The organism is Comamonas sp. 26, assembly GCF_002754475.1.
In the GTDB taxonomy this organism is placed as follows: Bacteria; Pseudomonadota; Gammaproteobacteria; order Burkholderiales; family Burkholderiaceae_C; genus Comamonas.
The window spans coordinates 661,216-682,156 of sequence record NZ_PEFL01000002.1 but is presented as its reverse complement, the minus strand read 5'-3'; the positions used below and the strand labels follow the sequence as shown (position 1 = coordinate 682,156).

The following is a 20,941-nucleotide window of genomic DNA, read 5'->3' as shown; positions in this document are numbered from 1 at the left end:
GATGGTTAGCGGGCTTTTTTATGGGCTAAATATGGATTCGATGCTTTTGCTGCCTGCGCTCCAAGCTATTGTTTTTTGATTCATTTGGGGCATGACTGAAGGCAGCTTCTTACCAAGTGATAGAGGGTGGGCCTCAACCTCAGTCAATGCAGCAGTATTCCCAGTGCATCTGGAGGGCGGACGGAGATTGCTGCATCTCCCAAGCACGGCCATAGGCGAAAAGAACTGCACTCCGCAGTCCTTGCTGCCAATTGTTACGATCGGCCACCTCCCTAGCGCATCGTCCCTTGGCTTTCATGACTGTCACCTCCACTCAGCCCGCTTACATCGTCGGCATAGACCTCGGAACCAGCCATACCGTGGCCGCCAGCGTGGCGGTGGCTGGGGTGGCGGCAGATATTGAGTTGCTCAACATTGCCCAGCGCAGCACGGCGGGCGAGGTGATTTCACAGCCCCTGCTGCCCTCGGTGCGCTACCAGGCGGCACTCGGCGAGCTGGGCGATAGCTGGCAGCAGCCGTGGCCGCCGCAAGGCGCTGATGCGCAAGCCCCCGCAGTCATCGGCCGCTGGGCGCGTGACTTGGGCGCCGCCGTGCCGGGGCGGCTGGTGGCCAGCGCCAAAAGCTGGCTTTCGCACACCGGTGTAGACCGCAGCTCGCCCATCCTGCCGTGGGGTGCTGGGGATGATGTAGTCAAGGTGTCGCCGCTGGCCGCATCGGCCTCATACCTGGCCCACGTCAAAGCCGCATGGGACAGGGCGCATCCTGAAGCACCGTTGCACCAGCAAAGTGTGGTGCTGACGGTACCTGCCTCGTTTGACGAAGGTGCCCGAGCGCTGACGCTGGAGGCCGCGCAACTCGCGGGCCTGCCCGGCGTGCAGTTACTGGAAGAACCCAAGGCTGCATTCCACGACTGGCTGGTGCTGCAAGGCGAGCAACTCGCGCAGCAACTGGCCGATAGCCGACTGGTGCTGGTGGTCGATGTGGGCGGCGGTACGACCGACCTGACCTTGATTTGTGTCGCAAAAGCAGTGGGCGACGGCCTGCCCACGCTGACCCGCACTGCCGTGGGCGAGCATTTGATGCTGGGCGGCGACAACATGGATCTGGCACTGGCCCATCAGCTGGAGCCCGCGTTTGCGGGCGAAGGTCAGAAGCTGCCTGCCCAGCGCTTTGCCCAGCTGGTGCAGCGCTGTCGCATGGCCAAGGAGCAGTTGCTGGCTGCCGATGCTCCCGAGCAAGTCAGCATTACCTTGCTGGGCGGCGGCAGCCGTTTGCTGGCCGCAACGCAGACGGCCACGCTGACCCGTGCGCAGGTGCAGCAGCAGGTGGTTGAAGGCTTTTTGCCACCCGCCCAGATCAGCGATGCGCCTAGCAAGCGCCAAGGCGCGCTGCGTGGCTTTGGCCTGCCGTACCCGGCCGATGCAGCTATCAGCCGCCATCTGGCGCAATTTTTGAGTTTGCATGCGGACGGCGCTCTGCCAGACACCGTGCTGCTCAATGGCGGCGTGTTCCATGCCCATGCGCTGGTGCAGCGGCTGACCGACTTGCTCAGCAGCTGGCGCGGCAGCCCCGTGCGGGTGCTGTACAACCCGCACCCTGACTGGGCAGTGGCCCGTGGCGCGGCAGCCTATGGGCTGGCGCGGGTGCAGGCTGAACTGCAAGCGAAATCAGAGGTAAATCAGCCCGCAGCGCAAGCACAGCAAGCGCCAGCAGCTATCAAAAATAGTATTCCCCGCATTGGCGGCGGCGCAGCGCGCAGCTACTGGCTGCTGCTGCCGGGCAAAAAGGGCGAAGCCCCGCAAGGCCTTTGCTTGCTGCCACGCGGCACGGAAGAGGGCGTGCGCATCGTGCTCTCCGGGCGGCGCTTTGCCCTCAAGCTGGGTCAGGCCGTGCGTTTTAATTTACTGGCCAACAGCCAGAGCCACGCCCCCGTGCAGGCCGGACAGATTGCCCCGTTGACAGGCGATGGCTGGGTAGAGCTGCCGCCGCTGGCGACCGTGCTGCCTGCGCCAGAAGGTGTGGCCGCTGCGCAGGTCGAGGTGCAGTTGCAGGCCTGCATGAGCGAGGTAGGCACGCTGGAAGTGCGCTGCGTGGCCGTGCAGGATTCAGCGCAGTCATGGCTGCTGCCCTTTGCGGTGCGCGGTGCTGTCACTGCAGAAACCATAGCTGTTGGCGCAGATGCAGAAAGCGCTGAAGGCACAAAAGGCCTGAACTCTCTGGCAGCCAAACTGCCCGAAGCCGTGGCGCTGATTGACCGCATTTTTGGCACGCAGGCGCAAGAAGTCACAGGCAAAGAAGTTCGCCAGCTGCGCCCGTCGCTGGAGAAAATTCTGGGCCCGCGCGACGGCTGGGATGTGGGCTTGCTGCGCGCCTTGTTTGATGCGCTGCTGGCCCGTGCCAAGCGCCGCCGCCGCACGGCCGACCATGAACGCGTGTGGCTCAACCTCGCAGGCTGGTGCCTGCGCCCCGGCGTGGGTGCCGAGCTGGATGCATGGCGCATCTCCCAGGTCTGGGCGCTGTACGGCGCAGGGCTGGGCCATGCCAAGGAGTCTGCCAACTGGACGGAGTGGTGGGTTTTCTGGCGCCGCGTGGCCGCTGGCTTGAACGAAGCCCAGCAGATGGAATTGCTGGAAGACGTGGCCGGCCAGATGCAAAAGGCCGTGCAGCAGACCACAAGATCCGGTGGCAAGAGCAGCCACGGCAGTTACGACGACATGCTGCGCCTGTTCGCCGCCATGGAGGCCGTGCCCTGGCAGTACCGCCAGGAGATGGGCCAGTGGATGCTGCAGCGCCTGAAGCGCCCGGATGAAACCGTGCAGACCTGGTGGGCCATAGGCCGTCTGGCGGCACGCCAGTCGCTGGCGGCGAATGCGCATCGGGTCATGCCGCCCGAGGCGGCGCAGGAGTTTCTCGACGCCACGCTGGCGCAGGACTGGCGCAAGAACGAAACCGCGATGTTCGCTGCCGTGCAGATGGCGCGAATGACGGGCGATCGCGCCCGCGACCTGCCTGACGAGGTACGCGCGCAGGTGCTGGAGAAGATGCGCAGCAGCGGAGCCCCCGAGCGCTGGATCGCCATGGTCGAGCAGGTGGCGGAGATGCAGGCCGAGGACCAGAAACGCAGTCTGGGCGACAGCTTGCCGCCGGGGCTGGTGCTGCTGTGAAGTCGCTTGAACGGTTGAGTCTCCCCAACGATTGATCTTCTTTTTTCTGCCTGATGCCTTTGAACACTGCTGCTCCGTTCTGTCGCTCCCGTTTTTGGCTTGCGATTCTTAGTCTGCTGGTTATCGCCATCGGCCTCGCCTCTCGCCGGGGCTATGTGCCGTTCCCTGCGGTGCTGGGCAATTACCCCGGTGATGCGCTCTGGGCCTGGGTGGTGTTGCTGTGCGTGGCCTGGGTTCGGCCTAGCGTTGCTCGGACCAAGTTGGCGGGCTGGTCGCTGCTGATCGCCTTTGCCATCGAATTTCTGCAGCTCTACCAAGCCCCTTGGATGCAGGCGCTGCGCGCCAACAAGCTGGCGTATCTGGTTCTGGGCAATGGTTTTGATCCGCTGGATCTGGTCGCTTATGCCGCAGGAATTGCTCTGGCTCTTGCGGTCGATCTTGGCTGGGAGAGGGCACGCCTGCGCAGGGGCTGAGATGGCATGAATCGTGCTGCTTTTTCAGAGCATAAGCATGATGAAAAGCACTACCCCATGAAAACGCCTTTGCACTATCTGGTGGCGGCTCGGCAAAGCGAGATGGCCGAGCTGGAGCAGATCAGCCGCGCCAGCACACTGGTGGCCAGCATGTCCGAGCTCGTCCACGCGCTGCAGAAGGAGCGCGGGCTGTCCAATATCTTTCTGGCCAGCGGCGGGGCACAGGCGCAGCAGGTGTTGCAGGCCCATCTGCCGCAGGTAGATCAGGCCATGGCCCGCGTTTGCGGGGTGCTGGAGGCCTTGGGAGAGCGATCTCCGGGCGCGCATGGAGCGCGGTTGTTCAATGCGATTGCCAATGCGCTGCAGGGCTTCGAGGCTTTGCCCTTGCTGCGCCGCAAGCGCGATGCGCTGCAGCTGAGTGCAGAGGATTGCACGCAGGCGTTGATCCGCATGATTGCCGCCTGCCTGAGCGTGGTGTTCGAGGCAGCAGACAGTGCCAGCGACCCCGATGTCGCAAGACTGCTGGTGGCGCTGTTTCATTTCATGCAGGGCAAGGAACTGGCGGGACAGGAGCGTGCGACGGGCGCTGCGGCATTTACCAGCGGTGTCAGCAGGCCGGAGCGCCAGCGCCATTGGCTGCATCTGATCGAATCGCAGGATCGCTGCTTTCAGGTCTTTGCGGATTTCGCCAGCCCGCCGGGCGTCGAGCGCTGGCAACTGCAGTGCGGCAGCTGTCCTGATATGACGGTGATCGAGCGCCTGCGCCGCATCGGCTGCACGGCAGGGCATGGCGCGCCTCTGGATAGCAGCTTGAGTTCTCCCTGGTTTGAAGCCTGCTCCAGCCGGCTCGATGCCATGCACCAGATTGAGGCATTTCTGGCGCTGGAGCTTCAGGCGCAATGCCTGAATAAGCTCGACCAGGCGGGTGCTGCCCTAGCCCAGCAGCAGGCGCTGCTGGAGTCCATGCCGGAGCCTAGGGCTCGCGCAGAGGCTGCTGCGGCCTTCATCTTTGGTCCTGCGAAGTCTGGCGCAGCCCTGTCTGCGGAAGGCGGTTATGGGCTGCAGCTGGAGAAAAGCATTGTGGGCCTGGTGCAGGAGCAGGCTGCGCGGCTGCAGGATATGCAGACCGAGATCGACAAGGCGCGCTCCACGCTGAAGGAGCGCAAGACCATAGAACGCGCCAAGGGCGTGCTGATGAATTACCGCCAGTTGAGCGAGGGCGATGCCTACAAACTGATCCGTCAGACAGCCATGAACCAGAACCGGCGCATGCTGGATGTGGCCGAGGCCATTCTGGCGACGGTAGATCTGCTGCCTGGCAGCACCAATTCGTAGCATGGGGTCGCATGGGTTGTTGCGGCGCACCAAAGTCGGGCTGAAATCGGACGCAACTCATTTTCTTTCGAGTGCGAAAGGTCTGGCACGGTTTGTGCATGACTGTTGATGTCAAGCAGACCAAAGGCGGTCGCGCTTAAAGCGTTATTACGAGTGACCTGGGACAACGGCGTCCTTCTCTCCTCTCACCCGAGGAGGGAAGGATGCCGTTTTGTTTTCCGGATCGCCTTCACCACGATTCTTGATGGAGTTTTCTCATGAGCAAGCGCCTTTTCCCCTCCCCAGTTCTTTCTATGGAGTCTGGCCGCCGAGACTTTCTGCGCGTTGCAGGCGGTGCCGCACTCTATGGGGCATTAGGTCACCACGGCGTCTGGGCTGCGGGCTCGGATGCGCCCGAGAAGAAGGAAGTCAAGATTGGCTTTATCCCGCTGACCGATTGCGCCAGCGTGGTCATGGCGTCGGTGCTGGGTTTCGATCAGAAATACGGCGTGAAGATCGTCCCCAGCAAGGAAGCGAGCTGGGCCAGCGTGCGCGACAAAATGGTGAATGGCGAGCTGGACTTTGCCCATGTGCTGTACGGCCTGGTCTACGGCTTGCATCTGGGTATTGGCGGGCCTAAAAAAGACATGGCTGTGCTGATGAACCTGAACAACAACGGTCAGGCCATCACCTTGTCCAAAGCGCTGGCCGATAAGGGCGCTGTGGATGGCCAAAGCCTCGCCAAAGTGATGGCCAAGGAAAAGCGTGAATACACGTTTGCGGGCACCTTCCCCACCGGCACCCATGCCATGTGGATGCATTACTGGCTGGCGGCGGCGGGCATTAATCCGGTGACGGATGCCAAGCTGATCACCGTGCCCCCGCCCCAGATGGTGGCCAATATGCGCGTGGGCAATATGGACGGCTTTTGCGTGGGCGAACCCTGGAACCACCGCGCCATCATGGACGGCATTGGTATCACGGCCAACACCTCGCAGGACATCTGGAAGGATCACCCCGAAAAAGTGCTGGGCACCACGGGCGACTTCGCCAGCAAGAATCCCAACACCTGCCGCGCCGTGATGATGGCGATTCTGGAGGCCAGCCGCTGGATTGACGCCAGCATGCAAAACAAGATGAAGATGGCCGAGACCGTGGCCCAGAAGTCGTACATCAACACCAGCGTGGACGCCATCAACCAGCGCATTCTGGGCCGCTACCAGAACGGTCTGGGCAAGACCTGGGACGACCCCAACCACATGAAGTTCTTCAACGACGGTGCGGTGAACTTTCCCTATCTGTCTGATGGCATGTGGTTCCTGACTCAGCACAAGCGCTGGGGCCTGCTCAAGAGCCACCCCGACTATCTGGCCGTGGCCAAGCAGATCAACCGCATTGACCTGTACCAGCAGGCCGCGAGCCAGCTGAAGGTGAACGTGCCCAAGGATGCTTTGCGCAGCAGCAAGCTGATGGATGGCGTGGTCTGGGATGGCAAGAACCCCGCCCAGTACGCCGACAGTTTCAAGATCAAGGCCTGAGGCCGACACCCCCAAGGAGATTCACCATGGTCAGTGCCGCACTTCCATCCCGTCTTGAACTGGACCCGCCCCACGATCCGCAACTGGCCATACAGGCGGCCAACGATGAACGCTTGAACGCTTCCAAAGAGATAGCTGATAGCGCAGAACCTGCAAGGGCTACAGTGAAAAAAGACTCAAAAATCAAAGCCGCACCTGCTGCAGCCGTTGCGACACCGCCCAGCCGCTGGCGCCAGCGGGCTGAAGGTCTGATCGGCACGGTGCTGCCGCCGCTGCTGGGGCTGGCGCTGCTGGTGGGCTTGTGGTCCATTGTCTCCAGCACCACGGGCCACAGTATTCCCAATCCGGCAGAGACCTGGACGCAGGCGGTCGAGGTCTTTCGCGATCCGTTCTATCGCAACGGTCCCAACGATCAGGGTGTGGGCTGGAACGTGCTGTCGTCGCTGCAGCGCGTGGCGCTGGGCTTTGGGTTGGCGGCGCTGGTAGGCATTCCGGCAGGCTTTTTGATCGGGCGCTTCAATTTTCTCTCGCGCATGTTCAACCCGCTGATCAGCCTGCTGCGTCCCGTGTCGCCGCTGGCCTGGTTGCCAATTGGTCTGCTGGTGTTCAAGGGGGCGAATCCAGCCGCCATCTGGACCATCTTCATCTGCTCCATCTGGCCCATGGTCATCAACACCGCGGTCGGTGTGCAGCGTGTTCCGCAGGATTACATGAACGTGGCGCGGGTGCTGAATCTGTCGGAATGGAAGATTGCCACCACCATCCTCTTTCCCGCCGTGCTGCCCTATATGTTGACCGGCGTGCGTCTGGCCGTAGGCACGGCCTGGCTGGTGATCGTGGCCGCCGAGATGCTGACCGGTGGCGTGGGCATAGGTTTTTGGGTCTGGGACGAGTGGAACAACCTCAATGTCAAGAACATCATCATCGCCATCTTCGTGATTGGCATCGTGGGCCTGTTGCTGGAATGGGCGCTGGTCAAGCTGGCTTCGGCCTTTACGTTTGAAGAGGTGAAATCATGAACGCATCGCTGTCCACCAAGTACATCGAGATCCACGATGTAGAGCAGACCTTCAAGACCGCCAAAGGCCTGTTTCCTGCGCTGCGTGACATCAATCTCAATATCGCCAAGGGTGAGTTTGTGAGCCTCATCGGCCACTCGGGCTGCGGCAAGTCCACCTTGCTCAACCTGATTGCGGGGTTGACGGTGCCCACCAGTGGTGCACTGCTGTGCGCCAACAAGGAAATCAAAGGCCCCGGCCCCGAGCGCGCCGTAGTGTTTCAAAACCATTCGCTGCTGCCATGGCTGACCTGCTGGGGCAATGTGCACCTGGCGGTGGAGCGTGTCTTTGCCAAGCGCGAAACCAGGGCGCAGCTGGCCGAGCGCACCGACGCCGCACTGGCCATGGTGGGTCTGACGCACGCCGCGCAAAAGCGCCCCGGCGAGATATCTGGCGGTATGAAGCAGCGCGTGGGCATTGCCCGGGCTTTGTCCATGGAGCCGCAAGTGCTGCTGATGGATGAGCCGTTTGGTGCGCTGGATGCGTTGACCCGCGCCAAGCTGCAGGACGAGTTGCTGGAGATCGTGGCCCGCACGCACAGCACGGTGGTCATGGTGACCCACGATGTGGATGAGGCCGTGCTGCTGTCTGACAAGATCGTGATGCTGACCAACGGGCCTGCCGCCACCATTGGCGAGGTGCTGCACGTAGAACTGCCCCGCCCGCGCAGCCGCGTAGCGCTGGCCGAAGACCTGCATTACCAGGGCTATCGCAAAGCCGTGATCGACTTTCTCTACACCCGCCAGGGGCATGTGGAGAAGGCGGCCTGAGTCTGCTTTCTCTGCCGCTGCATGGCGCCTTAGGGCGCCATGTTTGTTTTGATGCACTGCGATAAAGCGCGACTGCACGGAAATAGTGCCTGCTGGTGGGCTCCCATGACATTGAACAGGGTAGGGAAGCTGGCACAGCAATTGCATGGTTCTTGTTGTGGCCAAGGTGGGCCACAGGGTGATGGTGCAAGGCTGGACCAGATCCCAAAGACAAAGACGTCTGCGCGCTCATGCGAGTCATGAAGCGCGAGACGTCTTTTTTGCGTTTTGCAAGCCCACGGGGACTGAGATGAAAAAATCCAAACTGGTCATGATTGGTAACGGAATGGCAGGTGTGCGCGCTCTGGAAGAGCTGCTGACCATTGCCCCCGAGCTGTACGACATCACGGTGTTTGGTGCCGAGCCACACCCCAACTACAACCGCATTCTGCTGTCGCCGGTGCTGGCGGGCGAGCAGACGCTGGCCGATATCGTGCTCAACGACTGGGCCTGGTACCAGGACAACCATATCCTGCTGCACGCAGGCTATACGGTCACGGCCGTGGATCGCGCCCGCCGCACCGTGCATGCCACCAATGCGCAGGGTGAAACCATCAGCGCCGAGTACGACCGGCTGATCATGGCGACGGGCTCCAATCCCTTCATCCTGCCCATTCCCGGCAATGACCTGCAGGGCGTGCTGGCCTATCGCGACATTGCTGATACCGAGGCCATGATTGAAGCTACAAAGACGCTCAAGTATGCAGTGGTGATTGGTGGCGGCCTTCTGGGGCTGGAGGCGGCCAACGGCCTGATGAAGCGCGGCATGCAAGTCACCGTGGTGCATGTGGGCGACTGGCTGATGGAGCGCCAGCTAGACGACCAGGCGGGCCGCATGCTGCAAAAGTCGCTGGCCGAGCGCGGCATGCAGTTCTGCATGAAGGCGCAGACGCAAGAGCTGGTGGGCAACGCTGCAGGTCGCGTGAGTGCGGTGCGCTTTATAGACGGCAGCGAAGTGCCTGCCGATCTGGTGGTGATGGCCGTGGGCATACGCCCCAATACCGGGTTGGCCGAGTCCATGCATCTGCATGTGAATCGCGGCATTGTGGTCAGCGACACCTTGCAGACCGTGACCGATCCGCGCATCTACGCTGTGGGCGAGTGCGCGGCGCACCGGGGCATTGCCTACGGCTTAGTAGCACCACTGTTTGAGCAGGGCAAGGTGCTGGCCAACCATCTGGCCGAGTTCGGCATTGGCCGCTATCTGGGCTCGCTGACCTCGACCAAGCTCAAGGTCACGGGCATCGATCTGTTCTCGGCGGGCGACTTTCAGGGCGGCGGCGACGCCGAAGAAATTCTGATGAGCGACCCCTATGCGGGCGTTTACAAAAAGTTGGTAATCAAGGACGACAAGCTGGTCGGTGCCTGCCTGTACGGCGACACGGTGGACGGCAGCTGGTACTTCAAGCTGCTGCGCGAAGGTCGCAGCGTGGCCGACATTCGCGACAAGCTGATGTTTGGCGAATCCAATCTCGGCGATACCGGCCATCAGGGCCAGAACAAAGCGGCTGCGCTGGCCGATAGCGACGAGGTTTGCGGCTGCAACGGCGTGACCAAGGGAGCCATCTGCAAGGCGATCAAGGACAAGGGTTTGTTCACGCTGGAAGACGTGCGCAAGCACACCAAGGCCAGTGCCAGCTGCGGCTCCTGCACGGGGCTGGTCGAGCAGATCATCATGTTCACGGCGGGTGGGGACTACTCCGCATCGCCCAAGACCAAGGCCATGTGCAGCTGCACCGACCATGGTCACCAGGCCGTGCGCGATGTGATTCGCACTCACAAGCTGTTGACCACGGATGCGGTGTTTCGCTTCATGGAATGGCGCACGCCCAATGGCTGTGCATCGTGCCGCCCGGCGGTCAACTACTATCTTGTAAGCACCTGGCCCAAGGATGCCAAGGACGACCCGCAAAGCCGCTTCATCAACGAGCGCAGCCACGCCAATATCCAGAAAGACGGAACCTACAGCGTGATTCCGCGCATGTGGGGTGGCGAGACCACAGCGAGTGAGCTGCGCCGCATTGCTGATGTGGTGGACAAGTACGACATTCCTACCGTCAAGGTCACGGGCGGCCAGCGCATCGACTTGCTGGGGGTGAAGAAGGAAGACCTGCAAGGCGTGTGGAACGATATAGGCATGCCTTGCGGCCACGCCTATGCCAAGGCGCTGCGCACTGTCAAAACCTGCGTGGGCAGCGAATGGTGCCGCATGGGCACGCAAGACAGCACCCAGATGGGCAAGGACCTGGAGCGCGCCATGTGGCGCATGTATGCCCCGCACAAGGTGAAATTTGCCGTCAGCGGTTGCCCGCGCAACTGTGCGGAGTCCGGCATCAAGGACGTGGGCATCATCGGCGTCGATTCAGGCTGGGAGATGTATGTGGGCGGCAACGGCGGCATCAAGACCGAGGTGGCGCACTTCTTCGCCAAGCTCAAAACCGCAGAAGAAGTCATGGAGTACACGGGCGCCTTCATGCAGCTGTACCGCTTGGAAGGCTGGTATCTGGAGCGCACCGTGCACTACATCAACCGCGTGGGTCTGGACCATGTGAAGAAGCGCATTCTGGACGATGCAGAAGGCCGCAAGGCGCTGTGGGAAGAGCTGCAGTTTGCGCTGGAAGGCGAGCCCGACCCCTGGTTTGAAACCGACAAGGCGGCGGTGGATACGCGCCAGTTCCAGCCCTTAACGGCTGCGCAAACGGCCAGCGTCAGCGCCTGATCAAAAGCACCGAGGAGCCTGAAATGAGCGAATGGATTTCTATCTGCACGATTGACGATATCCCCGTGCTGGGCGCCCGCCGCGTGGCGCGTGCGCAAGGGTTGGATGTGGCCGTATTCCGCAACGCCGAAAACGAAGTGTTTGCCCTGTTGGACCGCTGCCCGCACAAGGGCGGTCCGCTGTCGCAAGGCATTGTGTTTGGCCGCAGCGTGGCCTGCCCGCTGCACAACTGGACGATTGCATTGAGCAGTGGCGAGGCCGCTGCGCCCGACGAAGGCTGCACGCCGTACTTCAGCGTGCGGGTGGAGGACGGTGAAGTACAGCTGCGTGCCGATGAGCTGGCCAGCCGTGCATTGGAGCAGACGCGCCCCCATGCGGGCCCTGCGCATTGCAGCGGCAAACCAGCCTGCGCTGCTGTCTAAGCCTTGTTGCTATAGATGTAATAGCTATTGGCGCGCATTAGATGAGCGCCAGAGCCCCAAAACACTGAAAGCCTGCCATGCTTGAGACCCGATCCACCTGCCCCTACTGCGGCGTTGGCTGTGGCGTCATCATTGAGTCGGATGGCGTGCAAATTACCGGCGTGAGGGGTGACCCCGATCATCCTGCCAATTGGGGGCGCTTGTGCACCAAGGGTAGTACTTTGCACCTGACGGCATCGCCCGTGCACGCCCGGCAATCGCGGCTGCTGCAGCCAATGCGCAGATTCGATAGGGCATCGGCCCCGCAACCGGTGAGCTGGGATGCAGCGCTGGATGATGTCGCGGGCCGCATGGCGCAGATTCGCGCCGAGCATGGCCCGGATGCGCTGGGCTTTTACCTCAGCGGCCAGTTGCTGACGGAGGACTATTACGTTTTCAACAAGCTGGCCAAAGGTCTGCTGGGCACCAATAACCTGGACACCAACTCCCGCCTGTGCATGAGCAGCGCTGTGGCGGGCTACAAGGCCACGCTGGGTGCCGATGCGCCGCCCGCCTGCTATGAAGACATCGACCTGGCCGGCTGCATGTTCATCACGGGCAGCAATATGGCCTGGGCGCATCCGATTTTGTTTCGCCGTGTGGAAGAGGCCAAGGCGCGCAACCCGCAGCTCAAAATTATTGTGGCCGACCCGCGCAAGACAGAGACTGCCGAGCTAGCCGATCTGTACCTGCCTTTGCTGCCGGGCAGCGATGTGATGCTGTTCCACAGCTTGCTGCACATCATGTTGTGGGAAGGCTGGACGGACAACGCTTTCATCGCGGAGCACACCAGTGGTTTTGCAGCACTGAAAGAGCTGGTGCGCGAAGCCACGCCCGAGAAGGCATCGGCCATTTGTGGCGTGCCCACAGAGGATTTGTACAAGGCCGCCCGCTGGATTGCCTTGGGGGGCGCATACAGTGCAGACAGCGCGCCACGCCAGCCCACGCTGAGCCTTTACTGTCAGGGCCTGAACCAGAGCGCCAGCGGCACAGCGAACAACGCCGCACTCATCAACCTGCACCTGGCGACAGGCCAGATTGGCAAGCCCGGTGCGGGGCCCTTGTCGCTCACCGGCCAGCCCAACGCCATGGGCGGGCGCGAGGTGGGTGGCTTGTCCAACTTGCTCAGCGCCCACCGCGACATGGCCAACCCTTTGCACCGCGAAGAAGTGGCGCAGCTGTGGGGTGTGGAAAGTATTCCATCGACACCCGGAAAGTCTGCGATAGAGATGTTTGAGGCGGCCGCCGATGGCCAGATCAAAGCGCTGTGGATTGCCTGCACCAACCCCGCGCAAAGCATGCCAGACCAAACCATGGTGCGACGCGCGCTGGAGCGTGCCGAGCTGGTGGTGGTGCAAGAAGCCTTTGCCGTGACCGAAACCACGGCCTACGCCGACTGGTTGCTACCCGCCACGACCTGGGGCGAAAAGCTGGGCACGGTCACCAACAGCGAACGCAGGATCTCCCGTGTGCGTGCTGCCGTGGCTGCGCCCGGTTTGGCGCGCCACGACTGGCAGATTGGCGTGCAGCTGTCGCGGCGGCTGGAGCCCCTGGTGCGCCCCGGCAAGCCTTCGCTTTTTGGCTATGACATCAGTTGCGCAGAAGCAGCAGCCGAGGCCATCTGGAACGAGCACCGTGAAAGCACGCGTGGGCGAGATTTGGATATCACCGGCCTGAGCTGGCAAATGCTGGAAGACCAGGGGCCACAGCAATGGCCTGTGCCCAGCGGGGCAACGCAAGGCACGCAGCGCCTGTACACCGATGGCCGGTTCGTGACCGATGATGGCCGCGCCCGCTTTGATGCGCAGCCCTGGAAGCCTGTCGCCGTGCAGCGCGATGCGCGCCACCCCTTCAGTCTGAACACCGGTCGCCTGCGCGATCAGTGGCATGGCATGACACGCACCGGCCAACTGGGCCGTTTGTTTGCCCATGTGAGCGAGCCGCAGTTGCAAGTGCACCCGCAAGACATGCAGCGCTTGCAACTGCGGGATGGCGATTTGGTCCATGTCTCCAACCGCTACGGTGCCATCGTGCTGCCCGTGCAGGCGGAAAAGGGCCTGCAGCCCACGCAGCTGTATCTGCCCATGCACTGGGGCGGTATGTATCTGAGTGGACGCAGCTCCAAAGGCCAGCGTTTAGCGGGTGTGAATGCGCTGACCACCCCTGAGTTCTGCCCTCGCTCCAAGCAACCAGAACTCAAGCATGTTGCCGTGAGACTGCTCAAGGCCGAGATGCCCTGGACTTGCATGGGCATGGCCTGGCTGGATGAATCGCAGGTGCTGGCCACGCGCGCAGCTTTGACAGAACTGATGGCGGAGTTTGACTTTGCCAGCTGCGTGCTGTTTGGACGTTCTGTACCGCTGGAAAAGGCCAGCGAAGGCCGCACCGGCGTGCAGTTTCGCGCCGCAGCGTATGAAGCGCCTAGCACTGAGGTATTGCGACGACTGCAGCAGTTACTGCAGTTAGATGGAGCGCAGGCGCTGCGTTATGTCGATGTTCGCCGCCAATGCAGCCGTGCCATGGCCATCGGTCAGCAAGATGGCGAGCCAGTGCTGAATGCCTTTTTGCTGTGTGGTGACGCCAGTGCTGGCCAGTGGCTGGCCCACGTGCTGCGCGATGAGCAATCGACAAAAAGCTTTGGCCGGATGCTGCTGTCGTCCGGCAGCAAGCCGCCTGCAGCGATGGCTGCGCGCTCGCCACAGGTTTGCGCCTGCATGAATGTGGATGAGGCCAGCATTACCGCGCAACTAGGCCATTGCAGCGGTTCATCCGATGAGCGGTTGGCGCAGCTCAAGTCTTCGCTGGGCTGCGGTACGCGCTGCGGCTCCTGCATTCCCACGATCAAGCAACTGGTGCAGGCGGTGCCGCCTGTCACCCAGATGGTTGCTGCATAAGTCTTTAGCTGAAAGGTCTGCCATGACTTCCCGCCATGCGAACTCTCTGACTTCCTCGGGCCGCTGCTATCTGGTGGGGGCCGGGCCGGGTGACCCGGAACTGCTCACCATCAAGGCTTTCAAGCTGATTCAGAGCGCCACCCTGCTGCTGGTTGACGATCTGGTGTCGGCTGAAATCGTCAAGCTTGCCAGCCTCAAGACCCGTGTGATTGCCGTGGGCAAGCGCGGCGGGCGCGAAAGTACATCGCAGGAGTTCATTGAAAAGCTGATGATCATGGCCGCGCGCCAGGGAGAGGTCGTGGTGCGACTCAAGGGCGGCGATCCTTTCATCTTTGGCCGAGGGGGTGAAGAAGTTGAACATCTGCGCGCTGCAGGTGTGCAGGTGGAGGTGGTCAATGGCATTACCGCAGGGCTGGCGGCAGCCACCAGTTTGGGCGTGTCACTCACCCACCGCGATCATGCGCATGGCGTGGTGTTTGTGACCGGCCACCCCAAGCCCGGCGGTGTGCAAAACGACTGGCGTCAGCTGGGGCAGACGGCCCATGCCGTGGGCTTGACGCTGGTGGTCTATATGGGCGTGAGTTCTGTGCCGCATATTCAGACCGAGCTGCTGGCTGGCGGACTGCCCGCCAGCACGCCTGTGGCCCTAGTGCAAAGCGCCAGCCTGCCTACGCAGCAGCAGGTCATCACGCAACTGGGGGAAATGTCCACAGCACTCGTCAGCAGCGGTTTGGGGAGCCCGTGCGTCTTCGTGATTGGGCAAGTCGTAAAACAGGCGGGAGCGAGTCAGGTTGGGTGTGAGGTATGGCTGGGAGAGGTGGAGCTGCGCCGCGCTGTCGGGGTGTGAGTGGCTGGAAAATATTGGGATTTTCATGATCCCCTGAGTGCAATGAGCCATTGCCAACGTCCCGCACTTATCATGAGGCGCTAGCATGTATGGCTAGAATTTTTCACGCCCTGAACATTCACCACGCCCGGCCCTTTACATCTGCAGGGGGATGAGGGTCGGCACACTGAGATAAGTGATGAGCACTGCATACCCCGATACCCAGCTTTTGATCGATGGACAGTGGCAGGTGGCTGCCAGCGGCAAGACGATTGATGTGCGTAACCCGGCGTCGGGCGAAGTCATCGGTCGCGTGGCGCATGCCGATATTCCTGATCTGGACCGTGCACTCGCCGCTGCAGACAAGGGCTTTCAGGTCTGGCGCAAGGTCTCTGCGCACGAGCGTGGTGCCATCATGCGCCGTGCGGCGGCCTTGCTCAAAGAGCGTGCCGACGAGATCGCTGCGCTGCTGACACAGGAGCAGGGCAAGCCGCTGGCCGAGGCCAAGGGCGAAATCATTGCTGGTGCCGGCATCATTGAATGGTTTGCCGACGAGGCGCTGCGCGTCTATGGCCGCATCGTGCCTTCACGCCGTCCCGAGCAGCAGCAACTGGTGATCAAGGACCCTGTGGGCCCTGTGGCGGCCTTCACGCCCTGGAACTTCCCCGTCAACCAGATCGTGCGCAAGATCGGCGCGGCCCTGGCTTCGGGCTGCTCCTTTCTGTGCAAGGCACCTGAGGAAACTCCGGCTTCGCCCGCAGCGCTGCTCAAGTGCTTTGTGGATGCAGGCATTCCTGCCGGTGTGGTGGGGCTGGTCTATGGCAATCCGGCACAAATTTCCGAGTATCTGATTGCCAGCCCGGTGATCCGCAAGGTGACGTTCACCGGCTCTACCGCTGTGGGCAAGCAGCTGGCAGCGCTGGCTGGCCAGCACATGAAGCGAAGCACCATGGAGCTGGGCGGCCACGCCCCGGTCATCGTCGCAGAAGACGCTGATGTGGCACTGGCCGTGAAGGCCGCAGGCGCGGCCAAGTTCCGCAATGCGGGTCAGGTCTGCATCTCGCCCACACGCTTTCTGGTGCACAACAGCGTGCGCGAGGAATTCACGCGCGCCATGGTGGCCCATGCCGAGGCGCTGAAGGTGGGCAATGGTCTGGAGCAAGGCGTGCAGATGGGCCCGCTGGCCAACCCGCGCCGGGTGACGGCGCTGACCCAGCTGATTCAGAACGCCGAGCACAGCGGTGCCAAGCTGCTGACGGGCGGCGCATCGTTTGGCGATGCCGGTAACTACTTTGCCCCCACGGTGCTGGCGGATGTGCCTTTGACAGCGGATATCTTCAATCAGGAACCCTTTGGCCCCGTGGCGGCGATTCGCGGCTTTGAAAAAATTGAAGATGCGATTCAAGAGGCCAATCGCCTCTCGTATGGCTTGGCTGCCTATGCCTTCACGCGCTCGCTCAAAACCTCGCACCAGCTGGCTCAGGATGTGGAAGCGGGCATGTTGTGGGTGAACCAGCCGGCTCTGCCATCTGCCGAGCTGCCGTTTGGCGGTATCAAGGATTCGGGCTACGGTTCTGAAGGTGGGCCCGAGGCGCTGGAGGCTTATCTGGTTTCCAAGGCCGTGGCGATCACTTGTGTGTGATTGATACCCCCTGAGGCGCTTTGCGCCTTCCCCCAAGGAGGACGACGCCATTGCCGCAAGACGGCTCTTGCTCGGCGTCTCTGAGAAACAAAAAGCCGCTGTATTTGCAGCGGTTTTTTTTATGGGTGATGGTGTTCAAGCAATCTTGGCCGTGCTGGCAAAAAAGCGCTGATGCTCGCCAATGTCTTGCGCGGCCAGCTGCAGTTGCAGGGCTTGTTCGGGCTGGTGCTGCTGTATGCGCTGGGCCACGCCCATCAGCAAAGGGATGGCCTTGGCGGGGGCGGCGGGCAGTTGCTGCAGTCTTTGTAGCGCACTGCGCACGCTGCGTAAGGTGCTGTCGGATAAAAGCAGGTCGTTCTCCAGGGTGTGCAGTATGAGCACGGCCTTGCCCACGCGCAGGGCGGCCAGGCCGCAGTCTGCGGCTTCCTGCACGGCCGGAGCGTTGATTTTTTCGGAGGCGCGCACCAGGCGCAGCAGGCGGTGGTAAAGGCGGGCGCGCCAGACGCGGACATCGCGGGCATGCAGCGGGGTGGCGGCCATGTCCTGCAGCTCATGAACCATCATGGCGCGCAGGCCGTCCAGCCTGCCTTGCACGGTGACGGGCAGTATGAAGCGGTAGGCCAGCCAGCCCGCCAGCGGCCCGGTGACGATGGCAAACGCCATGGACAGCGAGTGGCCCACATCGAGCTGGTAGGGGAAATGGGACGACAGCGCCAGCAGAATCACCATATTGCAGTCAAAGCCGTACAGGGTGGTGCGGCGGTGGCTAAGAAGCAGGGCACCGAGAAAGATGAAGGGCAGCATCATCAGCACCATCTGCAGCTGGCTGCTGGCAAACGGCCAGGCAAACCACTGGCAGGCCAGCGCCACGCCGGCGCCCATGGCCTGACCCAGAATGACAAAGCGCATGGTGAAGGCCGGGTTCTCGAAGGAGGAGAAGACGGTGATCATCACCGACAGGCCCAGCAGCATGTAGGTGCCGCCATGCCAGCCGGTGACCACCCAGATCAGGCCTACGGCAAAGATGGCGCTGAAGGCGCGCAGCATGGCGCGGCGTGCGCCCACCCAGTCGCTGTGTAGCACCACGGGCAATTGGCGGGCACGGTGGTTGGCGGGCAGGGGCAGGTCGCTGGCAGCGACAAAGTGGGCCTGCAGGGCCAGACCGATATTGCTCAGAATTTCATTGGCATGACCCCAGCCTGCGGCGGCCTCGCGCGCCTTGGCAATGGCATTAATGGCAGCCAGCGGTGCGGGCTGGGTTTCCAGCAGCTTGGCGGCTTGCTCCAGCGCTGCCGTCATGGCCTGGGCTTGCTCGGCTGTGAATTCGGGGGTGATGGTTTTGCCTGTGCTGTCACGCAGCCAGAGCAGGGCGGAGATTTGCGTGTTGATCAGGCGGCGCAGCGCACGTACGGCGCGGCGTGAGCGCTGCGAGCCTGCAGCATGCGGGTCCAGCCCTTCTTCAATGGCGGCCATGACCGCCAGACGCTCGGCCATATCTTTGGGGCTAAGTGCGCTTTGCCCGCGCACAGCGGCTTGTGATGCCGCTGCAATGTCGCGCAGCAGACGGGCGCAGAGGCGGCGCACCTTGTCGTCACCGGGGATTTCAGCGCCCACGGGCGTAAACAACCAGCCCACGATAACAGCCGCAGCCACGCCGGTCAGCGCGGTAAACAAGCGGTCCCAGCCCAGGTCATAGACATGAGCGGGGTTGCCGTTGTCCAGCAGGGCCACCATGGAGGCCGAGTAACCCGCCAGCATGGTGCCGTAAGAGGCAAAGCTGCGCTGCAGATTGCCAAGCCCGGCGCAAATGCCCATCCACACGGCCAGACCGGTGACCAGCCAGAGCAGATCGCCATTGGCGACGAGCACCAGCACGACACCGGCAGCGGTGCCGATGATGGTGCCGGTGGTGCGGAAAAAGCTTTTCTCCAGCAACTGGCCGCGCAGTGGCTGGGATGCGGCCCAGACCGTCATGCCCGCCCATTGCGGGTGTTCCAGCCCTAGCGCCCAGGCGGCCAACACGGCGATACAGGCCGCAAAAGCCGTGCGCAGATGCTGGCGCAGGCGGGCACTGTCAAAACCCCAGTCGGCGGCGCGCGCTAAAAATTTATCGTAGACAGCCACCGTCATGCGCGCTCCTCGGCTTCGGGATGCGTTTGCGTGCAGCGCTGCTCATGCATTTGCTCGATGCGGGCGCGAACCTTGTTGACGCTGCCCAGCATGGCTTCGACCTCGGCTTCATCCAGGTCCTGCAGCAGGCTGCGTTCGGCCTCCAGCATGGTGGCGCGAATATTGTCCACAGCCTGATTACCTTCGGTGGTGAGAAAAATGCGTTTGCTGCGACGGTCGGCCGCATCGGCGCGGCGCTCTACCCAGCCCTTGCCTTCCAGAATGTCCAGCAGGCGTACCAGGCTGGATCCGTCCAGCCCCACGCGCTCGGCCAGCTCCTTTTGGGTGACCCCGTCGCCCCAGGCGCGCAGGTGCAGAAGCGGCGTCCAGGTGGCGTCGGTCAGACCGTTGGCAGCCAGTTGCTCTTCGACAAAGCGGCGCCATTGGCGGGTGAGGGTGACCATGAGAAAGCCCAGGCGGTCGCGGGAGGGAGCATCAGCAAAAGACATGGGCTTTATTTTGATGCTCATGCAATTAATTTGCAATTCAAACTAATTGAGCCTGCATTGATGTATAGGGTATTCCCTTTGTTATTTCCAGCGAGCAATAAAAAAGGAGAGCGCTAAGCGCTCTCCTTTAAAGGGTTTGACCCCTGTTTGTGTTTTATTGATTATTCAGATCATGCGCAAGCTGCTATCAAAACAGAGTGGGAATCCACAGGTTCAGAGCCAGACCTGCGACCAGCAGCCAGATGAACAGGGCCAGCGCCAGAATCAGCGGCTTGGTCCCCGCAGCCCGCACGGCACGGATGTGGGTGGTCAGGCCCAGAGCGGCCATGGCAATGGCCAGCAGTGCGTTGTCCAGCTGAATGCCGACGCTGACCACTTCCTTGGGCAGCACGCCCAGCGAGTTGATACCGGCCATCAGCACAAAGCCCAGAGCAAACCAGGGGATGGTGATCTTTTTGCCGGGCTGGCCGTTGTTCACACCGTCTTTCATGCCTTCCTGGCGTTCGCTGCGCGACAGCCACATGGACAGAATCAGCAGAAACGGTGCCAGCATCATCACGCGCACCATCTTGGCAATGACGGCGGTATCGGCGGCCTGGCTGCCAATCGCTTCGCCAGCGGCCACCACCTGGGCCACTTCATGCACGGTGGAGCCGACGAACACGCCGTACTGCTGCATGGTGGTGTTGACCCAGCCGTACTCTGCATTCCAGTGGAACAGCGCGGGGTAGAGAAAGGTGCCGATGGTGCCAAACACCACCACGGTCGCCACAGCCACAGCCACATCTTCAGCGCGGCCCTTGGCCACAGGCTCGGTGGCCAGCACGGCGGCGGCGCCGCAGATAGAGGCGCCCGCGCCCACCAGCAAGGTGGTGCGCTTGTCCATGCCCAGCAGTTTCTGGCCAATCCACTGCGCCAGCAAGAAGGTGCTGGACAGCACCAGCGCATCAATCACCACACCGGCCATGCCGACCTGGCCAATGTCCTGAAACGTCAGGCGCAGGCCGTAAAGAACGATACCGGCGCGCAGCAAGCGAGCCTTGGTAAAGGCGATGCCGCTGCTGCACTGGCTGGCGATGGAGGGATAGACGGTATTGCCAATCACCAAGCCGATGATGATGGCCAGCGTCAGCGCGCTCAGACCATTGCTCTTGATGATGGGGAATTGCGCAGCCCATGTGGCCACAGCGGCGATCGTGCCCGCCAGCAGCAGGCCGGGAACCATGCCGCCGGTCTTTTGCAGCCAGCCGTGCGAGGGTGCGGAGTTTTTGAGTGTTGTAGTGTTCATCGTGACCTTTTGCTGAAGGCGAAAAACAGGTTTGCCTAACAGCTTGAGGATCACTTTAGATTTGTTAGTTATATTTGTATAACGAATAGTTTTTGTAAGATCAATCGATAAAATAGGTAGATTGACCTCTTTAGTGC

General features: G+C 61.9%; 14 protein-coding genes. 11 read left to right on the top strand and 3 right to left on the bottom strand.

From position 1 onward, the window contains the following. The first annotated feature begins 296 nt into the window (after nt 1-296). From CLU84_RS17670 to CLU84_RS17620, 11 genes are all read left to right on the top strand, one after another. Nucleotides 297-3,164 (top strand): Hsp70 family protein, encoded by a 2,868-nt coding sequence (locus CLU84_RS17670; protein ID WP_099739119.1) that lies wholly within the window; start codon nt 297-299, stop codon nt 3,162-3,164. Nucleotides 3,165-3,217: 53 nt separating this feature from the next. Then, nucleotides 3,218-3,637, top strand: a complete 420-nt coding sequence (locus CLU84_RS17665; protein ID WP_099738863.1) for a DUF2809 domain-containing protein — start codon at nt 3,218-3,220, stop codon at nt 3,635-3,637. A gap of 57 nt (nt 3,638-3,694) precedes the next feature. Beyond that, nucleotides 3,695-4,972 (top strand): nitrate regulatory protein, encoded by a 1,278-nt coding sequence (locus CLU84_RS17660; RefSeq protein ID WP_099739117.1) that lies wholly within the window; start codon nt 3,695-3,697, stop codon nt 4,970-4,972. 293 nt (nt 4,973-5,265) lie between these two features. Beyond that, nucleotides 5,266-6,489, top strand: a complete 1,224-nt coding sequence (locus CLU84_RS17655; RefSeq protein ID WP_369826882.1) for a CmpA/NrtA family ABC transporter substrate-binding protein — start codon at nt 5,266-5,268, stop codon at nt 6,487-6,489. A gap of 26 nt (nt 6,490-6,515) precedes the next feature. After that, a complete protein-coding gene (gene ntrB / locus CLU84_RS17650) occupies nt 6,516-7,508 on the top strand; it encodes a nitrate ABC transporter permease (protein WP_099738860.1) in 993 nt (330 codons plus the stop codon). Next, nucleotides 7,505-8,317, top strand: a complete 813-nt coding sequence (locus tag CLU84_RS17645; protein WP_099738859.1) for an ABC transporter ATP-binding protein — start codon at nt 7,505-7,507, stop codon at nt 8,315-8,317. Before ntrB ends, CLU84_RS17645 begins: the two co-directional genes overlap by 4 nt. Nucleotides 8,318-8,606: 289 nt before the next feature. Further along, nucleotides 8,607-11,075 (top strand): nitrite reductase large subunit NirB, encoded by a 2,469-nt coding sequence (nirB, locus tag CLU84_RS17640; RefSeq protein ID WP_099739115.1) that lies wholly within the window; start codon nt 8,607-8,609, stop codon nt 11,073-11,075. A gap of 23 nt (nt 11,076-11,098) precedes the next feature. Next, nucleotides 11,099-11,497, top strand: coding sequence for a nitrite reductase small subunit NirD (nirD, locus tag CLU84_RS17635; RefSeq protein ID WP_099738857.1), 399 nt, complete (start codon nt 11,099-11,101; stop codon nt 11,495-11,497). A gap of 77 nt (nt 11,498-11,574) precedes the next feature. After that, complete coding sequence (locus CLU84_RS17630) at nt 11,575-14,430, top strand: nitrate reductase (protein ID WP_099738855.1); 2,856 nt, start codon at nt 11,575-11,577, stop codon at nt 14,428-14,430. A gap of 22 nt (nt 14,431-14,452) precedes the next feature. After that, a complete protein-coding gene (gene cobA / locus CLU84_RS17625) occupies nt 14,453-15,277 on the top strand; it encodes a uroporphyrinogen-III C-methyltransferase (protein ID WP_099738853.1) in 825 nt (274 codons plus the stop codon). Between the two features lie 178 nt (nt 15,278-15,455). Then, on the top strand, nt 15,456-16,898 hold the full coding sequence (locus tag CLU84_RS17620) for an NAD-dependent succinate-semialdehyde dehydrogenase (protein WP_099738851.1): 1,443 nt from the start codon (nt 15,456-15,458) through the stop codon (nt 16,896-16,898). A gap of 135 nt (nt 16,899-17,033) precedes the next feature. Here the strand turns inward: CLU84_RS17620 and CLU84_RS17615 are convergent, their stop codons facing one another. The 3 genes from CLU84_RS17615 to CLU84_RS17605 form a co-directional block, all read right to left on the bottom strand. Next, nucleotides 17,034-19,028: an FUSC family protein gene (locus tag CLU84_RS17615; protein ID WP_099738849.1), complete on the bottom strand. Its 1,995-nt coding sequence runs from the start codon at nt 19,026-19,028 to the stop codon at nt 17,034-17,036. Then, the gene (locus tag CLU84_RS17610; protein ID WP_099739113.1) at nt 19,025-19,516 is read right to left on the bottom strand and encodes a MarR family winged helix-turn-helix transcriptional regulator; all 492 of its coding nucleotides are present in this window, start codon (nt 19,514-19,516) and stop codon (nt 19,025-19,027) included. Before CLU84_RS17610 ends, CLU84_RS17615 begins: the two co-directional genes overlap by 4 nt. A gap of 187 nt (nt 19,517-19,703) precedes the next feature. Further along, nucleotides 19,704-20,804 carry a YeiH family protein gene (locus CLU84_RS17605; protein WP_099738847.1) on the bottom strand — a complete coding sequence of 367 codons (1,101 nt, stop codon included), beginning with the start codon at nt 20,802-20,804 and terminating at the stop codon, nt 19,704-19,706. Between the last annotated feature and the right edge of the window lie 137 nt (nt 20,805-20,941).

Bases quoted from the DNA above. Each gene is read 5' to 3' on its own strand.
- CLU84_RS17670 (WP_099739119.1), top strand. From the start codon at position 297: ATGACTGTCACCTCCACTCAGCCCGCTTACATCGTCGGCATAGACCTC.
- CLU84_RS17665 (WP_099738863.1), top strand. From the start codon at position 3,218: ATGCCTTTGAACACTGCTGCTCCGTTCTGTCGCTCCCGTTTTTGGCTT.
- CLU84_RS17660 (WP_099739117.1), top strand. From the start codon at position 3,695: ATGAAAACGCCTTTGCACTATCTGGTGGCGGCTCGGCAAAGCGAGATG.
- CLU84_RS17655 (WP_369826882.1), top strand. From the start codon at position 5,266: ATGGAGTCTGGCCGCCGAGACTTTCTGCGCGTTGCAGGCGGTGCCGCA.
- ntrB (WP_099738860.1), top strand. From the start codon at position 6,516: ATGGTCAGTGCCGCACTTCCATCCCGTCTTGAACTGGACCCGCCCCAC.
- CLU84_RS17645 (WP_099738859.1), top strand. From the start codon at position 7,505: ATGAACGCATCGCTGTCCACCAAGTACATCGAGATCCACGATGTAGAG.
- nirB (WP_099739115.1), top strand. From the start codon at position 8,607: ATGAAAAAATCCAAACTGGTCATGATTGGTAACGGAATGGCAGGTGTG.
- nirD (WP_099738857.1), top strand. From the start codon at position 11,099: ATGAGCGAATGGATTTCTATCTGCACGATTGACGATATCCCCGTGCTG.
- CLU84_RS17630 (WP_099738855.1), top strand. From the start codon at position 11,575: ATGCTTGAGACCCGATCCACCTGCCCCTACTGCGGCGTTGGCTGTGGC.
- cobA (WP_099738853.1), top strand. From the start codon at position 14,453: ATGACTTCCCGCCATGCGAACTCTCTGACTTCCTCGGGCCGCTGCTAT.
- CLU84_RS17620 (WP_099738851.1), top strand. From the start codon at position 15,456: ATGAGCACTGCATACCCCGATACCCAGCTTTTGATCGATGGACAGTGG.
- CLU84_RS17615 (WP_099738849.1), bottom strand. From the start codon at position 19,028: ATGACGGTGGCTGTCTACGATAAATTTTTAGCGCGCGCCGCCGACTGG.
- CLU84_RS17610 (WP_099739113.1), bottom strand. From the start codon at position 19,516: ATGTCTTTTGCTGATGCTCCCTCCCGCGACCGCCTGGGCTTTCTCATG.
- CLU84_RS17605 (WP_099738847.1), bottom strand. From the start codon at position 20,804: ATGAACACTACAACACTCAAAAACTCCGCACCCTCGCACGGCTGGCTG.